12 protein-coding genes and 2 rRNA genes are annotated in these 17,124 nt (G+C 58.4%); 6 read left to right on the forward strand and 8 right to left on the reverse strand.

Going from position 1 to position 17,124, the window contains the following annotated elements; all coding sequences use genetic code 11:
- The first annotated feature begins 35 nt into the window (after positions 1 to 35).
- Positions 36 to 1,964, forward strand: a complete 1,929-nt coding sequence (locus ICA15_RS10365) for a transglycosylase SLT domain-containing protein (RefSeq protein ID WP_150617567.1) — start codon at positions 36 to 38, stop codon at positions 1,962 to 1,964.
- Positions 1,965 to 2,221: 257 nt separating this feature from the next.
- Here the strand turns inward: ICA15_RS10365 and ICA15_RS10370 are convergent, their stop codons facing one another.
- Positions 2,222 to 4,000 (reverse strand): ABC transporter transmembrane domain-containing protein, encoded by a 1,779-nt coding sequence (locus ICA15_RS10370; protein WP_210553180.1) that lies wholly within the window; start codon positions 3,998 to 4,000, stop codon positions 2,222 to 2,224.
- Between the two features lie 258 nt (positions 4,001 to 4,258).
- Here ICA15_RS10370 and ICA15_RS10375 point away from each other — a divergent pair, with 258 nt between their 5' ends.
- The gene (locus ICA15_RS10375; RefSeq protein ID WP_150604513.1) at positions 4,259 to 4,438 is read left to right on the forward strand and encodes a PA1571 family protein; all 180 of its coding nucleotides are present in this window, start codon (positions 4,259 to 4,261) and stop codon (positions 4,436 to 4,438) included.
- A 159-nt stretch (positions 4,439 to 4,597) separates the two neighbouring features.
- On the opposite strand, the gene pdxB is transcribed toward ICA15_RS10375, so the two are convergent.
- A complete protein-coding gene (pdxB, locus tag ICA15_RS10380; protein WP_210553181.1) occupies positions 4,598 to 5,740 on the reverse strand; it encodes a 4-phosphoerythronate dehydrogenase PdxB in 1,143 nt (380 codons plus the stop codon).
- Between the two features lie 213 nt (positions 5,741 to 5,953).
- Here pdxB and ICA15_RS10385 point away from each other — a divergent pair, with 213 nt between their 5' ends.
- On the forward strand, positions 5,954 to 7,363 hold the full coding sequence (locus ICA15_RS10385) for an MATE family efflux transporter (RefSeq protein ID WP_210553182.1): 1,410 nt from the start codon (positions 5,954 to 5,956) through the stop codon (positions 7,361 to 7,363).
- Positions 7,364 to 7,487: 124 nt separating this feature from the next.
- Here the strand turns inward: ICA15_RS10385 and tusA are convergent, their stop codons facing one another.
- Complete coding sequence (gene tusA, locus ICA15_RS10390) at positions 7,488 to 7,739, reverse strand: sulfurtransferase TusA (RefSeq protein ID WP_003226616.1); 252 nt, start codon at positions 7,737 to 7,739, stop codon at positions 7,488 to 7,490.
- A gap of 166 nt (positions 7,740 to 7,905) precedes the next feature.
- The gene (rlmM, locus tag ICA15_RS10395; protein WP_150617565.1) at positions 7,906 to 8,979 is read right to left on the reverse strand and encodes a 23S rRNA (cytidine(2498)-2'-O)-methyltransferase RlmM; all 1,074 of its coding nucleotides are present in this window, start codon (positions 8,977 to 8,979) and stop codon (positions 7,906 to 7,908) included.
- Between the two features lie 222 nt (positions 8,980 to 9,201).
- On the opposite strand from rlmM, the gene acnA reads away from it, so the two are divergent.
- Positions 9,202 to 11,943, forward strand: coding sequence for an aconitate hydratase AcnA (gene acnA, locus ICA15_RS10400; RefSeq protein ID WP_210553183.1), 2,742 nt, complete (start codon positions 9,202 to 9,204; stop codon positions 11,941 to 11,943).
- A gap of 422 nt (positions 11,944 to 12,365) precedes the next feature.
- Here acnA and ICA15_RS10405 read toward each other — a convergent pair whose 3' ends face one another.
- Positions 12,366 to 12,854: an SRPBCC family protein gene (locus ICA15_RS10405; protein WP_150592545.1), complete on the reverse strand. Its 489-nt coding sequence runs from the start codon at positions 12,852 to 12,854 to the stop codon at positions 12,366 to 12,368.
- Between the two features lie 197 nt (positions 12,855 to 13,051).
- On the opposite strand from ICA15_RS10405, the gene ICA15_RS10410 reads away from it, so the two are divergent.
- Both ICA15_RS10410 and ICA15_RS10415 read left to right on the forward strand, forming a co-directional pair.
- Positions 13,052 to 13,972, forward strand: coding sequence for an ADP-ribosylglycohydrolase family protein (locus ICA15_RS10410; RefSeq protein WP_210553184.1), 921 nt, complete (start codon positions 13,052 to 13,054; stop codon positions 13,970 to 13,972).
- 55 nt (positions 13,973 to 14,027) lie between these two features.
- Positions 14,028 to 14,432 (forward strand): lysozyme inhibitor LprI family protein, encoded by a 405-nt coding sequence (locus tag ICA15_RS10415; protein ID WP_150604519.1) that lies wholly within the window; start codon positions 14,028 to 14,030, stop codon positions 14,430 to 14,432.
- Positions 14,433 to 14,631: 199 nt separating this feature from the next.
- Here ICA15_RS10415 and mrdA read toward each other — a convergent pair whose 3' ends face one another.
- The 3 genes from mrdA to ICA15_RS10430 form a co-directional block, all read right to left on the reverse strand.
- A complete protein-coding gene (gene mrdA / locus ICA15_RS10420) occupies positions 14,632 to 16,524 on the reverse strand; it encodes a penicillin-binding protein 2 (RefSeq protein ID WP_150617562.1) in 1,893 nt (630 codons plus the stop codon).
- 219 nt (positions 16,525 to 16,743) lie between these two features.
- Positions 16,744 to 16,859 (reverse strand): 5S ribosomal RNA (rrf, locus tag ICA15_RS10425).
- Between the two features lie 157 nt (positions 16,860 to 17,016).
- Positions 17,017 to 17,124, reverse strand: a 23S ribosomal RNA gene (locus ICA15_RS10430); the annotation flags it as partial.

Here is a 17,124-nt window from a genome sequence, read left to right on the forward strand (position 1 = left end):
CGGCACTTGTCATGATTTCTCTGCCCGGATGTCTCATGCGCAGTCGCCTCTTCAGTGTTTTGTCCTGTTTGCTACTCTCCGCCGCTGCCGTTCAATCCGCCCAAGCGGTGGACCTGTCCACCCAGCGTCAGTATTACGATGAAGCCAAACGCGCGTTGGCCAAGGGCGATACCGGCCCCTATATGCGCTACAGCCAGGCGCTGGCCGATTACCCGCTGGAACCGTATCTGGCTTACGACGAGCTGACCGCACGCCTGAAAAGTGCGAGTAATGCGGAAATAGAGAAATTCCTCGCCGAGCACGGTGACCTGCCCCAGGCCAACTGGATGAAGCTGCGCTGGTTGCGCTGGCTGGCCGATCGCGGCGACTGGGCGACCTTCGTCAAGTATTACGATCCCAAGCTCAATTTCACCGAACTGGACTGCCTCAACGCGCAGTATCAGATCAGCCACAACAAAAAGACCGAAGGTTACGCCGCCACCGAAAAGCTCTGGCTGACCGGCAAGTCGCAGCCCGCCGCGTGCGATGCGCTCTTCGGCATGTGGGCCGCCGAGGGTCAGCTGACAGAACAGAAACGCTGGGAGCGCACCAAGCTCGCCGCCCAGGCGCGCAACTATCCGCTGGCCAACAGCCTGATCAATGGCCTGACTACCCTCGCCCCCCGTGGTCGCCTGTTGGTGGATGTGGCGCAGAAACCAGAACTGCTCAACCAGCCGTCGCGTTTTACGCCGGCCGATGAGCCGATGTCCGATGTGGTCAGCCTCGGCCTGCGCCGCCTCGCCCGCCAGGATCCGGACAAAGCCATGGCGTTGCTCGACGGTTACGCCAGCAGTATGCATTTCTCCCGTGATGAGAAAGTCGCGATTGCCCGGGAAATCGGCCTGACGCTGGCCCGCCGCTTCGACAGCCGCGCACTGGACGTGATGACCAAATACGACCCGGAACTGCGTGACAACACTGTTTCCGAATGGCGTCTGCGTCTGCTACTGCGCCTGGCGCGCTGGGACGATGCTTATCAACTGACCCGCCGTCTGCCGCAGGATCTGGCCACCACCAACCGCTGGCGCTACTGGCAGGCACGCAGTCTCGAGCTGGCGCAACCGCAGAACCCGGAAGCGCAGGCCCTGTACAAAAATCTGTCCCGCGAGCGTGACTTCTACGGCTTCCTCGCCGCTGACCGTTCGCAATCTCCGTACTCGTTGAACAACAAACCGCTGGTGCTTAGCCAAGCGCTGATCAACAAGGTACGCAACACACCCGGCGTGCGCCGCGCACTTGAGTTCCATGCACGCGGGCAAATCGTCGACGGACGCCGCGAGTGGTACCACGTCAGCCGTCACTTCAACCGCGACGAAATGGTTGCCCAGGCCAAACTCGCCTACGACCTGAAGTGGTATTTCCCGGCGATCCGCACCATCAGTCAGGCGCAATACTGGGACGATCTGGACATCCGCTTCCCGATGGCCCACCGCGATACCCTTGTGCGTGAAGCCAAGGTTCGCGGTCTGCATTCGAGCTGGGTGTTCGCCATCACCCGTCAGGAAAGCGCGTTCATGGACGACGCCCGCTCCGGCGTTGGCGCCAGCGGCCTGATGCAACTGATGCCCGGCACCGCCAAGGAAACTTCGCGCAAGTTCAACATCCCCCTGGCCTCGCCGCAGCAAGTGCTGAACCCGGACAAGAACATCCAGCTCGGCGCCGCGTACCTGAGCCAGGTGCACAGTCAGTTCAATGGCAACCGTGTCCTCGCCTCCGCCGCCTACAACGCCGGCCCCGGACGCGTGCGTCAATGGCTGCGCGGCGCCGATCACCTGAGCTTCGACGTGTGGGTGGAAAGCATCCCGTTCGACGAAACCCGCCAGTACGTGCAAAACGTGCTGTCCTATTCGGTGATCTACGGCCAGAAACTCAACTCACCGCAGCCGCTGGTGGATTGGCATGAACGTTACTTCGATGATCAGTGATCAGCAGGACTAACGCCGAGTAATAAAAAAATGCCCGTATCGCGAGATACGGGCATTTTTTTGAACGGGCCGATCAGTGTTTTCGTTTTGCCAGTAGCCTCGCTAGTAGGTCGGTTACTAGGTCGGTCACCTGTAGGAGCTGCCGCAGGCCGCGATCTTTTGACCTTGATCCTCGACAATAAAAAATGCGCGCATCCAGGAATACGGGCATTTTTTGTAACGTGCAAAGATCAACAGATCGCAGCCTGCGGCAGCTCCTACACAACGACCGCGTGTCCATCACTGAACTGCAACGCCGCCAGCCGCGCGTACAACGGATTGCTCGCAATCAATTCCTGATGTGTACCCACCGCGACCAATTTGCCCTGATCCATCACCGCAATCCGGTCGGCGTTTTTCACTGTGGCCAGGCGATGGGCGATCACCAGTGTGGTGCGGTTTTGCATCAGGTTCGGCAAGGCTTGCTGGATCAGATGTTCGCTTTGCGCATCGAGGGCGCTGGTGGCTTCGTCCAGCAACAGGATCGGCGCGTCGACCAGCAACGCCCGAGCGATGGCCAGACGCTGGCGCTGGCCGCCGGAGAGTCCAAGCCCGCCGTCACCCAAATGTGTCTGGTAGCCGTCAGGCATTTGCTCAATGAAGTCGTGGGCGTGGGCGATTCTCGCCGCCTCCTTGACCTGCTCAAGCGTGGCCGTTGGGCAGCCATAGCGAATGTTCTCCTCCACGCTGCCGAAAAACAGTGCTGGCGTTTGTGAAACCAGGGCAAAACAACGGCGCAGATCCAGCGGGTCGAGGCTGGTCAGTGGCACGCCATCCAGCAGAATCCGGCCCTCGCGAGGATCGTAAAAGCGCAGCAGCAAGTCATACACCGTGGATTTACCAGCGCCGGACGGTCCTACCAGCGCCAGGGTTTCGCCGGCCCTGACCGTGAGATTCAAGCCATCAACGGCGAAGCTTTCTGGACGCGAGGGGTAGGAAAAGCGCACATCCTGCAACTCCAGCTCACCGCGCACGCGCGCAGGCAATGTCACTAATCCAGTCGTAGGTGGCTGGATGATGTTTTCCGAACGCAGCAATTCAGCAATACGCTCGGCGGCACCCGCAGCGCGCTGAAGCTCGCCGATCACCTCACTCAGCGTGCCAAACGCGCTGCCGACGATCAGGCTGTAGAACACGAATGCCGCCAGCTCACCGGCAGAAATCCGCCCGGCGATCACGTCCATACCACCGACCCACAACATCACCGCGACGGCGCCAAGCACCAGCACGATCACCAATGTAATCAGCCACGCACGCTGGAAGATCCGTTTGCGTGCGGTCTCGAAAGCCTGCTCGACCGTTGAGGCAAAACGTTGCTCGTCCTGTATTTGATGGTTGTACGCCTGCACGGTTTTGATCTGGCCGAGGGTTTCGGACACATAGCTGCCAATGTCGGCGATCCGGTCCTGGCTCTGTCGCGACAGATTGCGTACGCGTCGACCGAAAATCAGGATCGGCGCAATCACCAGCGGTAGCGCGATCACCACGATGCTGGTGAGTTTGGGATTGGTGATGAACAGCAGAACGATGCCGCCGATCACCATCAACAGATTGCGTAGAAACAGCGAAAGCGACGAGCCGATCACCGATTGCAGCAATGTCGTATCCGCTGTCAGGCGCGACTGGATTTCCGAGCTGCGGTTGTCTTCGTAAAACCCGGGATGCAGGTACACCAGGTGGTTGAACACCTGTCGGCGGATGTCGGCGACGACACGTTCGCCGATCCAGGAGACCAGGTAAAACCGGGCGAAGGTGCCGACCGCGAGGCCCAGGACCAAGAACATGAACAGCCCGATGGATTGGTTGAGCAAGTCCGCCGACTGGGTCATGAAGCCCTGATCAACCAACAACTTGATGCCCTGCCCCATCGATAAGGTGATGCCGGCAGTGACAATCAATGCGAGCAACGCACCGAAGGCCTGCCAGCGATAAGGCACGAGGAAATGACTGGTCAGGCGCAAGGCGCGTCGGTGTCGCGAGGAAAGCATCGAGATCATTCGGATTCACATTTGCGCTGATGGATAGGGCCAGCCTACACACTCAAATGGGGGGGAACTCTGTAAATCACAATGAGTCAGGTTAAATATGCCCGTGACGACTAGACCCTAGAGGCTATTGGTCTAAAGTCCCGGTTGAGACGAGCGGTCATTTCTGTTTGAGTAGAGATGCTGCCGCCGACAGACCGCAGGGAGTTGTCATAGCCCGGTCACGTGGCGGTTTTAACCTAGGCGTACAACCTGATGAGGAGACAGGCCATGTCCTTGCAACACAGCAGCGAAGACAAGATTGAAGTGATCCGCACCAAGCCCGGCCAGACTCTGGGTTGCTCGATTATTGATGCACAAGGGCGTGAAGTACCGATCACTGAAGACATGATCCAGGACGCTTGCCGCGAACTGGAGAAGCGATTGGTCAAGCCTGCCGAACAAGAGTGATATAGCCACCGTCTTCCTGACCCGGCCCATTGGCCGGGTTTTTTCTGCCTGCTTCCCCACTGTAGGAGCTGCCGCAGGCTGCGATCTTTTGATCTTGATCTGCTTAAAAGCCAGATCAAAAGATCGCAGCCTGCGGCAGCTCCTACAGGAGGGAATGGATTAGATAGCTACTGCTCCGAGCGCTGTCACGATCTGGCGCAACTTTGGCGAATGCCCTTCGATCCGTACTTTCAACCCTTCGATCTCGCGCCGAACAGGATACTGCTTGCGCAACACATCGAACGCCGCACGCTGCTCGCCGACATTACCTACAAGGCTGCGGCGGAAATCCGCGTCATCCCGGCGTGGGTCGTACACCCCACGGCACATCATCGCGAAAGCCCAGGCCGGATCACTGTCGGCATGCAAGGTTATTTCCGACAACCACGGCGCCGGCAGCAGATCACTGAGCTGGATGTTCGCAGGCTGATCGATGAACTCGCAGTACGCCTGATAAATCTGCGCCGTGCCGCGCTGTTTGCCATCAAGGCTGTAACCGGCAATGTGCGGCGTGGCCAGCACGCAGAGTTCGGCCAGGGCTACATCGACCTCGGGTTCGGCCTCCCAGACGTCGAGTACCGCTTGCAGGTCTTCGCGCTCCAGAAGCACTTCGCGCAGCGCGGCGTTATCCACCACCGGCCCCCGCGCTGCGTTGATCAGCCAGGCGCCGGGTTTGAGTTGCTGCAAACGTTGTTGATCGAACAGATGCCAGGTCGCACCGTCACCGCTGCGGGTCAACGGTGTGTGCAGGCTGATCACGTCGCACTGTTCGATGATTTGCTCAAGGCTGAGGTAATCACCGCCCTCTGCACTTTGGCGTGGCGGATCGCAGACTTTCACGTTCCAGCCCAAGCCCTTCAGAACAGTGATCAGGCGTCCACCGACCTCTCCGGCGCCGACGACACCATAAGTACGCTGAGTCAGATCAACACCCTCGATCTCGGCGAGGGTCATCAGGCTGGCGAGCACATAGTCGACCACACCACGGGCATTGCAGCCGGGCGCGCTCGACCAGGTGATGCCCGCCTCGTTGAAATACTCGAGATCCAGATGGTCAGTACCGATAGTGCAGGTGCCGACGAAGCGAACCTTGCTGCCCTCGAGCAGCGCGCGGTTGACGTTGGTGACCGAACGCACCAGTAACACGTCGGCCTGCTCGACCGTCGCGCGGTCGATGGAACGGCCAGGCACTCGGCGGATCTCGCCAAAACCGGCAAAAAAGGCATCGAGCAGCGGGATATTTTCGTCAGCAACAATCAGCATGGCGGGCTCCTTGGGCGGATCGGCAGTTTAACTGTAGGAGCTGCCGCAGGCTGCGATCTTTTGATTTGGATCTTGATAAAGCCGGATCAAGAGATCGCAACCTGCGCCAGCTCCTGCAAATTACAAATCCGCAACACAGGATTTTTCCTGACCAACACGTCAGCGGCGTAGAATGCGCCGCCTTGCGCATCAACATCTGTGGACGCTTTGCCTGTGAATCCTGTAACTGACCAACCTGTCGCCGTCTCCCTCACCCGCCCCGCGCGGATTCGCCTGGAGTTCAAGACTCTGCTCGCCCTGGCGGTGCCGATCATCATCGCGCAACTGGCAACCACGGCCATGGGCTTTGTCGATGCGGTGATGGCCGGGCGCGTCGGCCCCAATGATCTGGCGGCGGTAGCGTTGGGCAACTCGATCTGGGTGCCGGTTTTTCTGTTGATGACCGGTACTCTGCTGGCCACCACACCTAAAGTTGCCCAGCGCTACGGCGCCGGCACCCACAGCGAAATCGGTCCGATCGTGCGCCAGGCGTTGTGGCTGGCACTCGTAGTGGGTTTGATCGCTACCGCGATGCTGGTTGCCGCCGAGCCGATTCTGCACCTGATGAAAGTCGACCCCGAACTGATTGGCCCGTGCATGCAGTACTTGCATGGCATCGCCAGCGGTTTGCCGGCGGTGGCGTTCTATCATGTGCTGCGTTGTTTCAGTGACGGCCTCGGCCGTACCCGACCGGCGATGGTGCTGGGCCTGTGCGGGCTGGCGCTTAATATCCCGCTGAACTACATCTTCATCTATGGCCACTTTGGCGTGCCGGCCATGGGCGGCGTCGGTTGCGGCTGGGCCACGGCGATTGTGATGTGGGTAATGGCGCTGGGTCTGGCCGGCTATGAGCGCTGGGCTCCGGCGTATCGTTCGAGCGAGTTGTTCAGCCGTTTCGATTGGCCGCAGTGGGCGGTGATCAAGCGTCTGCTGGCCATCGGTTTGCCGATCGGCATTGCGGTGTTTGCCGAGTCGAGCATCTTCGCAGTGATCGCGCTGTTGATCGGCAGCCTTGGCGCGACCGTGGTCGCCGGGCACCAGATTGCGCTGAACGTCAGCTCACTGGTGTTCATGATTCCTTATTCGCTGGGCATGGCCGTGACCGTGCGCGTCGGTCAAGCACTAGGCCGTGAGGAACCACGCGAGGCGCGTTTTGCCGCTGGCGTCGGCATGGGCACTGCACTGGCCTACGCGTGCCTGTCGGCGAGCATGATGTTGCTGCTGCGTGAGCCGATTGCGGCGATTTACACGGCTGATCCGACGGTGATTCATATCGCGGCGATGCTGATTGTGTACTCGGCGCTGTTCCAGTTCTCCGACGCGATCCAGGTGACCGCTGCCGGTGCGTTGCGCGGTTATCAGGACACGCGAGTGACGATGATCCTGACACTGTTCGCCTATTGGGGCATCGGCCTGCCAGTGGGTTACGCGCTCGGCCTGACCGACTGGCTCTGCGAGCCGCGTGGCCCGAGCGGGTTGTGGCAGGGTCTGATCGTCGGCCTGAGTTGCGCCGCGCTGATGCTGTCTATCCGCCTGACTCGCAGCGCGCGCAAGCGCATTCGGATCAGCCGTTCGCTGGGCTGAAACCCTTTACGCAAAACAAAAAAATGTGGGAGCCAGCCTGCTGGCGATTACGGTGAGTCAGTCATGATTCATCGTTATCGCCAGCAGGCTGGCTCCCACAGTTGTTTTTGCGCTTGCCTGAGGCTCAGGCCTGTTTCTTGCGAATCCAGTACAGGTAAGTACCGGCCTCTTCGTGCTGGCCGACCAGTTCGTGGTCGAGAAACACGCAGAACTTGGGAATGTCGCGGCGGGTCGAGGGATCCGTGGCGATCACCTTGAGCAGGCCACCGGGCACCAGATCACGGATGTGCTGGTGCAACATCATCACCGGCTCCGGGCAATTGAGGCCGGTAGCGTCGAGGGTGCCGTCGACCGGGGTATCGATCATTTCACTCATGATTAACTCCTGAAACTGGCCGGCATTGTCGCGCATTGCCGGGTGCTCGGTCATCTGTGGCTTTATACCAATCCCATGTAGGAGCTGCCGAAGGCTGCGATCTTTGCTTTTTGAAAGATCAAAAAATTGCAGCCTGCGGCAGCTAGCACAGGGAGGACGTGTGCATTTAGCGGGATCTGGGTTTCTTCACGTCGTGCCGGCGCAGATGGCAGGTCACTTCCTCGCGGTCGTGATACAGCTGCTTGCAGCCGATATCGACCTTGATGCCGCGGGCCTTGAACCCATCGGCAATGCGCTCAAGCAAACGCTTCACTTCGGCATAACGCTGCTTCATCGGCAGTTTCAGGTTGACCACCGCCTCGCGGCAATGCCCTTCGCCGATCCACTCTTCGAGCATTGCCGCGTTACGCGCCGGTTTCTCGACGATGTCGCAGACCATCCAGTCCACCGGCTGCTTGGGCTTGAAGGTAAAACCGTCCGCCATCAAGTGCTGCACCAGGCCGGTGTCCATCAGACTTTCGGCCATCGGGCCGTTGTCGATAGCGGTCACGAGCATGCCGCGGTTGACCAGTTGCCAGGTCCAGCCACCCGGCGCTGCGCCAAGGTCAACGCCGGTCATGTCGCTGTGCAAACGATCTTCCCACTGATCCCGCGGGATGAAGTGGTGCCAGGCCTCTTCCAGCTTCAACGTCGACCGGCTCGGGGCCTCACGCGGAAACTTCAGGCGCGGAATGCCCATCGGCCACATCGCCGAGTTACCGGCATCAGCCATACCCAGAAATACTTCGCGGCCGCTTTTGAACGTCAGCAACAGACGCGGTTTGCTCGCGTCTTCCACCAGTTTGCCGGCGCCCGTCAGCGCCTTGCGCAGCGGGCCTTCGAATTTTTTGCAAAAGTTCGACAGCTCTTTGCCGTCGTTGGTGTCGACGACTTCCAGCCACAGACTGCCGCACACCGGGAATTCGGCCATGTGCGCGAGGATCACGCTGATGCGGTCGGTTTCCGGCAGATCAATGAAAACACCGCGCGCCCATTGGCGCGGGAAGATCAGCTCGGCGAAACGCTGACCGCGCATCAGGCGCTCGGCGCCGTCTTCTTCGGTGCAGACAAACTCGGCGCACGCAGTGGCGGTTTTCGCCTTGGCGTAACCGGACACGTTCAACTGGGCAGCGAGGTCGGAAATCTCCGAGCAGACTTCGCCTTCGAAGCCTGGCCGACAATGCATGAATAGGGTGTTCATTCTTACTCCTGAGCAGCGGGCGATCATTCGGCCCCTGCGCGATGCTCAGGCCTTGCTTTGAAGCAAAGCCTGTCACGAAAACCGGCGCATGATAGCCGATGTCGGAACCTTGGTTCTCTCCATAGAGTCCAGTTATTAGCCAGCTAATGAAAACAGGGCTACGTTGATAGCTCTGCCCGTCCCCTCAATCCGTAGCAGTGCGGATTCAAAGGAGTGATTGCAATGCCGTCCCTAGATAGCCTGAAGACCCTTAAAACACTAAAAATCGACGACAAAACCTACCACTATTTCAGTTTGCCGGATGCTGCCAAAAGCCTGGGTAATATCGACAAACTGCCAATGTCGCTGAAAGTCCTGCTGGAAAACCTGCTGCGCTGGGAAGATGAAAAAACTGTCACCGGCGCCGACCTCAAGGCAATTGCTGCGTGGCTCAAGGAGCGTCGCTCCGACCGGGAAATCCAGTACCGCCCTGCCCGCGTATTGATGCAGGATTTTACCGGCGTCCCCGCCGTGGTCGACCTCGCGGCGATGCGCGCCGCCATGGCCAAGGCCGGCGGCGATCCACAGCGAATCAATCCGCTATCCCCGGTCGATCTGGTGATCGACCACTCGGTGATGGTCGACAAGTTCGCCACGCCCAGCGCATTTGAGCAGAACGTCGACATCGAGATGCAGCGCAACGGCGAACGCTACGCCTTCCTGCGTTGGGGCCAAAGTGCCTTTGACAACTTCAGCGTAGTGCCGCCGGGCACCGGGATCTGCCACCAGGTCAACCTCGAATACCTCGGCCGCACCGTGTGGACCAAGGATGAAGACGGCCGCACCTACGCCTTTCCCGACACGCTGGTTGGCACCGACTCCCACACCACCATGATCAACGGCCTCGGCGTACTCGGCTGGGGTGTCGGCGGGATCGAGGCGGAAGCGGCGATGCTCGGGCAACCGGTGTCGATGCTGATTCCGGAAGTGATTGGCTTCAAACTCAGCGGCAAACTCAAGGAAGGCATCACCGCCACCGACCTGGTGCTGACCGTTACGCAGATGCTGCGCAAGAAAGGCGTGGTCGGCAAATTTGTCGAATTTTACGGTGATGGCCTCGCCGACCTGCCGCTGGCTGACCGCGCGACCATCGCCAACATGGCCCCGGAATACGGCGCGACGTGCGGCTTCTTCCCGGTCGATGACGTGACGCTGGAGTACCTGCGTCTGTCCGGACGGCCGACGGAAGTGGTGAAACTGGTCGAGGCGTATACCAAGGCCCAGGGGTTGTGGCGCCTGCCCGGTCAGGAACCGGTGTTCACCGACAGTCTGGCGCTGGACATGGGCAGCGTCGAGGCCAGTCTTGCCGGGCCAAAACGCCCGCAAGACCGAGTTTCGCTGCCGAATGTCGCGCAAGCCTTCAGCGACTTCCTCGACTTGCAATTCAAACCGACGAGCAAGGAAGAAGGCCGTCTGGAAAGCGAGGGCGGTGGCGGCGTCGCGGTGGGCAACGCCGATCTGGTCGGAGAAACGGAATATGAATACGACGGCCACACCTATCGCCTGAAAAACGGTGCGGTGGTCATCGCTGCAATTACGTCGTGTACCAACACTTCCAACCCGAGCGTGATGATGGCCGCCGGGCTCTTGGCGAAAAAAGCCGTGGAGAAAGGCCTGACGCGCAAACCGTGGGTAAAGAGTTCGTTGGCGCCGGGTTCGAAAGTAGTCACCGATTACTACAAGGCGGCGGGGCTGACGCAATACCTCGACCAGCTCGGTTTTTCGCTGGTCGGCTATGGCTGCACGACCTGCATCGGCAACTCCGGGCCATTGCCGGAACCGATCGAAAAAGCCATCCAGAAAGCTGACCTCGCCGTCGCCTCGGTGCTGTCCGGCAACCGCAACTTTGAAGGTCGCGTGCACCCACTGGTGAAAACCAACTGGCTGGCCTCGCCACCACTGGTGGTGGCTTATGCCTTGGCTGGCACGGTTCGTACCGACATTAGCAGCGAACCGCTGGGCAATGACCAACAGGGCAATCCGGTTTACCTGCGTGACATCTGGCCAAGCAGCCAGGAAATCGCCGACGCGGTGAGTCAGGTCAGCACTGCCATGTTCCACAAGGAATACGCCGAAGTGTTCGCCGGTGACGAACAGTGGCAAGCCATCGAGGTGCCACAAGCCGCCACCTACGTGTGGCAGGACGATTCGACTTACATCCAACATCCACCGTTTTTCGACGACATTTCCGGCCCGTTGCCAGAGATCAAGGATGTAAAGGGCGCGCGGGTGTTGGCGCTGCTCGGCGACTCGGTGACCACTGACCATATTTCCCCTGCCGGCAACATCAAGACTGACAGTCCGGCCGGGCGTTATCTGCGCGAAAAAGGTGTCGAGCCGAGGGACTTCAACTCTTACGGTTCGCGTCGCGGCAACCACGAAGTGATGATGCGCGGCACCTTTGCCAATATTCGTATACGCAACGAGATGCTCAGCGGTGAAGAAGGTGGCAACACGATCTACATTCCGACCGGTGAGAAACTGCCGATTTACGATGCGGCCATGCGCTATCAAGCGTCCGGAACACCGCTGGTGGTGATTGCCGGCCAAGAATACGGCACCGGCTCCAGTCGCGATTGGGCGGCCAAAGGCACCAACCTGCTGGGCGTCAAAGCAGTGATCGCCGAGAGCTTCGAGCGCATTCACCGTTCCAATCTGGTGGGCATGGGCGTGTTGCCGCTGCAATTCAAACTCGATCAGAACCGCAAGAGTCTGAATCTTACCGGTAAGGAAACCTTCGAGATTCAAGGCCTGACCGGCGTATCCCTGTCACCGCGCATGAACCTGCCTCTGGTGATCACCCGTGAAGACGGGCGACAGGAGAAAATCGAAGTGCTGTGCCGGATCGACACCGTGAACGAGGTTGAGTACTTCAAGTCGGGGGGGATTCTGCATTATGTGTTGCGGCAGTTGATCGCTTCATAAACGCACAACCGTGTAGGAGCTGCCGAAGGCTGCGATCTTTTGATCTTGTTTTGTAAGATCAGGATCAAAGATCGCAACCTTCGGCAGCTCCTACAGGATTTTGTACTTTTCTCCGGGCAAAAAAAAACCCGCCGAAGCGGGTTTTTCCCAAGACCATTATCGACTCCCTGTCGGCAGCGATCCTTGCAATGGTCGATCATCCGTGATCCTGAAGTACTCCCTGTGCTTCAGTTGATGGGTGTAGATTACGTGGTGGATCCAATCGGCAATAGTCGTAAAAGCTACCATCGCGTGTAAGACATTCGCCATAGAGGCACTTCCGAAAACCCTTAGAAGGGTCAGGCGTTGAGCATGCCAGCCGCGATTTGCGCGACTTTCAACTGCCCTGAGTCCTGCGTCTGCGGGTCAACCTGCAGAGCCTATCAGCCCCGATCAAGCTCACGCGCCCTGGCGCTTTCCGCGAGAAACTGCTCAAGCCTGCTCAACTGTTCTTCCCAGCCACGACTGTCCATGTAATAGGCCTCTTTCTGGCGGATGTCGGGAATGTGCGCGAAACCGGACTCAGACACCTTGAGCAACGTCCCACCCTCGAAATCTTCCAGCTCGAACCTGACCAGCGTTGTCGGCTCCTGGGAATAGTCGATCTTCGGATTGACCGCATACGGATGCCAACGGAACGAGAACAATTGCTGCGGCTCGACCCGCTCGATCAGCACGTTCCACAACACATGTTCATAACCCGGATACGTGACCTGCCCTTGCGTCCATTCTCCGGCAATAAAACGCCTTCCCTCCAGCGCCACGCCAAACCACTGGCCAAACGCCTCGGCATCGACCAATGCACGCCAGACATGTGAACGCGACGCCTTGAGCGTGATTTTTCGTTCGAAACTATTGGGTACTGGTTTCATACGTCACCTCCTGTTCTGAACAGTAGGCTTGTATGACCACATGTCCAAGGTGAAGTTGTATCAAAGCGGTTCCTCTGTGCAAAAGGCAGGAAACATCCGGCTGCATTTTCCGTTGATGATTCGAGCTATTTACAGCACAACCCAGCGAATGAACCTGCTACCTTTTCCATCGATGCTGAACCGGACAAGGACGAATCATGCAGCCATCCCTCCCCGAACGTTATCGCGGCGCCCTGCTAGGTCTGGCTTGCGGCGACGCGGTCGGCACCACGGTAGAGTTCAAGCCACGCAACTCATTCCAACCATTGACTGACATGGTCGGCGGCGGCCCTTTCCACCTCAAGCCTGGACAGTGGACGGATGACACCTCAATGGCCCTGTGCCTGGCGGAAAGCCTGCTGATCAAGAACGGCTTCGACGCCACAGACCAAATGGGGCGCTACCTCAACTGGTGGAAATGGGGTTACCTGAGTGCGACCGGCGAATGCTTCGATATCGGCATGACCGTCAGTCAGGCGCTGTCGCAATACCAGCAAACAGGTGAGCCCTTTGCGGGGTCGACCGAGCCGGATACCGCTGGCAACGGTTCTCTGATGCGACTGGCACCGGTGGTGCTGTTTTACTTTCCAGACGCCCGGAAAGTCAGACATTTCTCCAGCGAAAGCTCGCGAACTACCCACGCAGCACCCGAGGCAATCGAATGCTGCCAACTGTTGGCTGAGCTGATCAACAAAGCTCTGCTTGGAGCGTCCAAAACAGAACTGCGCTTTTTGCCAGCCTCAACCTTCAGCCAACCGAAAGTCGCGGAGATAGCTCGATGTGACTATTTCACGAAATCAATAGATGAAATCCGTGGTAGCGGCTACTGCGTCCAATCGCTGGAAGCAGCGCTTTGGTGTTTTCAGCACACCGACAGTTTTGCAGCGGCAATCCTGCAAGCCGCCAATCTGGGTGATGACGCCGATACCACGGCAGCGATTGTCGGCCAGCTGGCCGGCGCCCACTATGGCGTGCGAGCCATTCCCGCCAACTGGCTGGACCTGCTGCATGATGGTGAAGAGATTGCGGCTACAGCGGATCGCTTGCTGGAAGCCTCAAGACAACAAGTACCTGAATAGAATCTGTGCAATCACTACACTGCCTGCACTTTCATTCGACACAGCGAGTATCTCCATGTCCCCACGTCTGCTCCTGGCCCTGACGCCTTTGCTATTCACCACCCTCAGCCACGCCGCCGTTGACTGCGCCAACGCCAGCGATCAGGCGACGATGAATCAGTGTGCCGGGCAGGATTACAAAGCTGCCGACAAAGAGTTGAACGCGGTGTATCAGCAGGTCACCGGGCGTTTGAAGGGCAACCCTGATGGCAAGAAGCTGTTGGTCAGTGCGCAACGCGCATGGATCGGTTTTCGTGATGCCGAGTGCAAGTTTTCGTCTTCGGGCGTGACGGGCGGGAGTGTGTATCCGCTGATCTATAGCAACTGCATGACCGCTGTGACCAAGGTGCGGGTTGAAACGCTGAAGCAGTACTTGAAGTGTGAAGAAGGTGACATGAGTTGCCCGGTGCCGGGGGCCTGATTGCTCAAGGCCATATCGCTGGCAAGCCAGCGCTCACAGGTATTTCATTGCGATCACTTCAGGTGTGAACACTCAATAACCTTGTGAGAGCTGGCTTGCCAGCAATGGCGGCAGTGCGGTTGCTGCATGAAACTGTGACGTTCAACAACTTCAGGCACGCTCAGCCCCACGTAAGACCGTGCTGTGAAGCTGTTATCGGTTACACGTGCGGATCACCCGGCGCTTTCGACGGCGCCGCATACTGCGGCTTGAGATGGCCGTCCTGATCGAGTAGCCAGGCGTCCATAATCTGCCGCACCACCGGCCCGGCGACACGACCACCGGCCTCACCGTTTTCTATCATCACCGAAATCGCAATTTTCGGGTGCTCAGCCGGAGCGAAGCCGACGAACAAGGCGTTATCACGGTGGCGCTCAAGCGTCTTCGCGCGGTTGTAGCGTTCACCCTGCTTGATCGCCACCACTTGCGCCGTACCACTTTTACCAGCGATACGGTATTGCGCCCCCGCCGCTGCCGCACGGGCAATGCCGCGGGCATCGTGCATAACCATCTGCATGCCATGGTTGACCTGCTCCCAATCGCGCGGATCCTTAAGCAGGATGTTCGGCATCGGATGCTCGTCGACCGGCGCCATGCCATCAACAGTCTTGGCCAGGTGTGGGCGGTTCCACACTCCTTTGTTGGCGATCAGTGCGGTGGCCTGAGCCAGTTGCAGCGGCGTTACCTGCATGTAGCCCTGACCAATACCGAGAATCACCGTTTCCCCCGGGAACCACGCTTGTCGACGTGTGGTGCGTTTCCAGGCTTGAGATGGCATCAGGCCGGGAGACTCTTCAAACATGTCCAGCGAGACTTTTTCGCCGAGACCGAACATGGCCATGTAGTCGTGCAGGCGATCAATGCCAAGCTTGTGCGCCAGGTCATAGAAGTAGGTGTCATTGGAACGCATGATCGCAGCGTCCATATCCACCCAGCCGTCGCCGCTGTGGTTCCAGTTACGGTACTTGTGATCGAAGTCCGGGAGTTGGTAGTAACCCGGATCGAAGACTCGGGTCTGCGGTGTGACAACGCCTGCGTCGAGGCCCGCAATCGCCACCTCTGGCTTGATGGTCGAGCCCGGTGCGTACAAGCCGCGCAGTACGCGGTTGAACAGTGGCCGGTCGATAGAATCACGCAGCGCCGAATACTCTTTGGAGCTGATACCAGTAACGAACAGATTGGGATCGAAACTCGGGTTGCTGACCATCGCCAGCACTTCCCCAGTGGACGGATCCAGCGCCACGACCGAACCACGACGACCACCCAAGGCAGCTTCGGCGGCCTCTTGCAGTTTCACGTCGAGGCTCAGAACGATGTTTTTGCCGGGTACAGGGTCAGTGTGCTTCAGCACACGCAGTACTCTGCCCTGGGCATTGGTTTCAACCTCCTCGTAACCGACATGGCCGTGCAACTGCGCTTCGTAGAAGCGTTCGATGCCAGTCTTGCCGACGGACTGAGTGCCGCGGTACTCCACCGAGTCGAGGGTTTTGGATTCTTTTTCGTTGATCCGACCGACATAGCCGATCGAGTGAGCGAAGTGCATGCCAAGCGGATAATGTCGAACGAACTGTGGCTCGACATCCAGCCCAGGCAAACGGAACTCGTTGACCGCCAAGACCGCAATCTGCTCTTCGGTCAATTCATAAAACAGCGTTACCGGCGTGAATGGATGACGGGACTGTTTCATGGCTTTGTCGAACACTGTTCGGTCTTCGACGGGGAGGTGCAGGAGATCTATGACCTCGTCCAGTTCCTGATTGACATCGGTGGCGCGCTCGCGGGTGATGGTCAGGTTGTAGCTGGGACGATTATCTGCCAGCAGCACACCGTTGCGGTCGTAGATCAGTCCGCGTGTTGGCGGGATCGGCAGGACATGGACACGGTTGTTTTCGGAAATGGTCGAGTGGTAGTCGAACTCCACCACTTGCAGAATGTAAAGACGTGCTACCAGGGCGCAGCTCACTGCGAAGACGAACAAAGCGCAGGCGATCAACCGCTTGTTGACCAGACGCGTCTCTTTCTCGTGATCCTTGATAGGGATAGGTTCAGGCATTTCTGCAGCAACTCTTTGGCATAAGTGAGCGCCTATCCTTTGGCGTGACATCAGTCCATGAAAAAACGAGCTGCACCATACCAAAAACTACGCGGTCACTTAAGAAGGTTTTTACCCATTGGCGATTCTTGCGAAAGTTGGGGTTCGATTCGCCTGAAAACTTTTTCGCGGGCAAAACAAAACCCCAACTGCTTTCGCAATTGGGGTTTCGGAATTTAATCTTGACGATGACCTACTCTCACATGGGGAAACCCCACACTACCATCGGCGATGCATCGTTTCACTGCTGAGTTCGGGATGGGATCAGGTGGTTCCAACGCTCTATGGTCGTCAAGAAATTCGGGTACTGAGTCGTGACCAGTCGGCCTCGCTTCAGCAAATTGGGTATGTGATAGCTTTGGGTGTTTTGTGAACATCGAACTTTCGGTTCGTTTCGTCTTCACACACCGCAATCTGATGCTCTTTCGAGTAGTCAAATTGCTTGGGTGTTATATGGTCAAGCCTCACGGGCAATTAGTATTGGTTAGCTCAACGCCTCACAGCGCTTACACACCCAACCTATCAACGTCGTAGTCTTCGACGGCCCTTCAGGGAACTCAA

This window comes from Pseudomonas sp. P116 (assembly GCF_020149425.1).
GTDB lineage: Bacteria > Pseudomonadota > Gammaproteobacteria > Pseudomonadales > Pseudomonadaceae > Aquipseudomonas > Aquipseudomonas anatoliensis.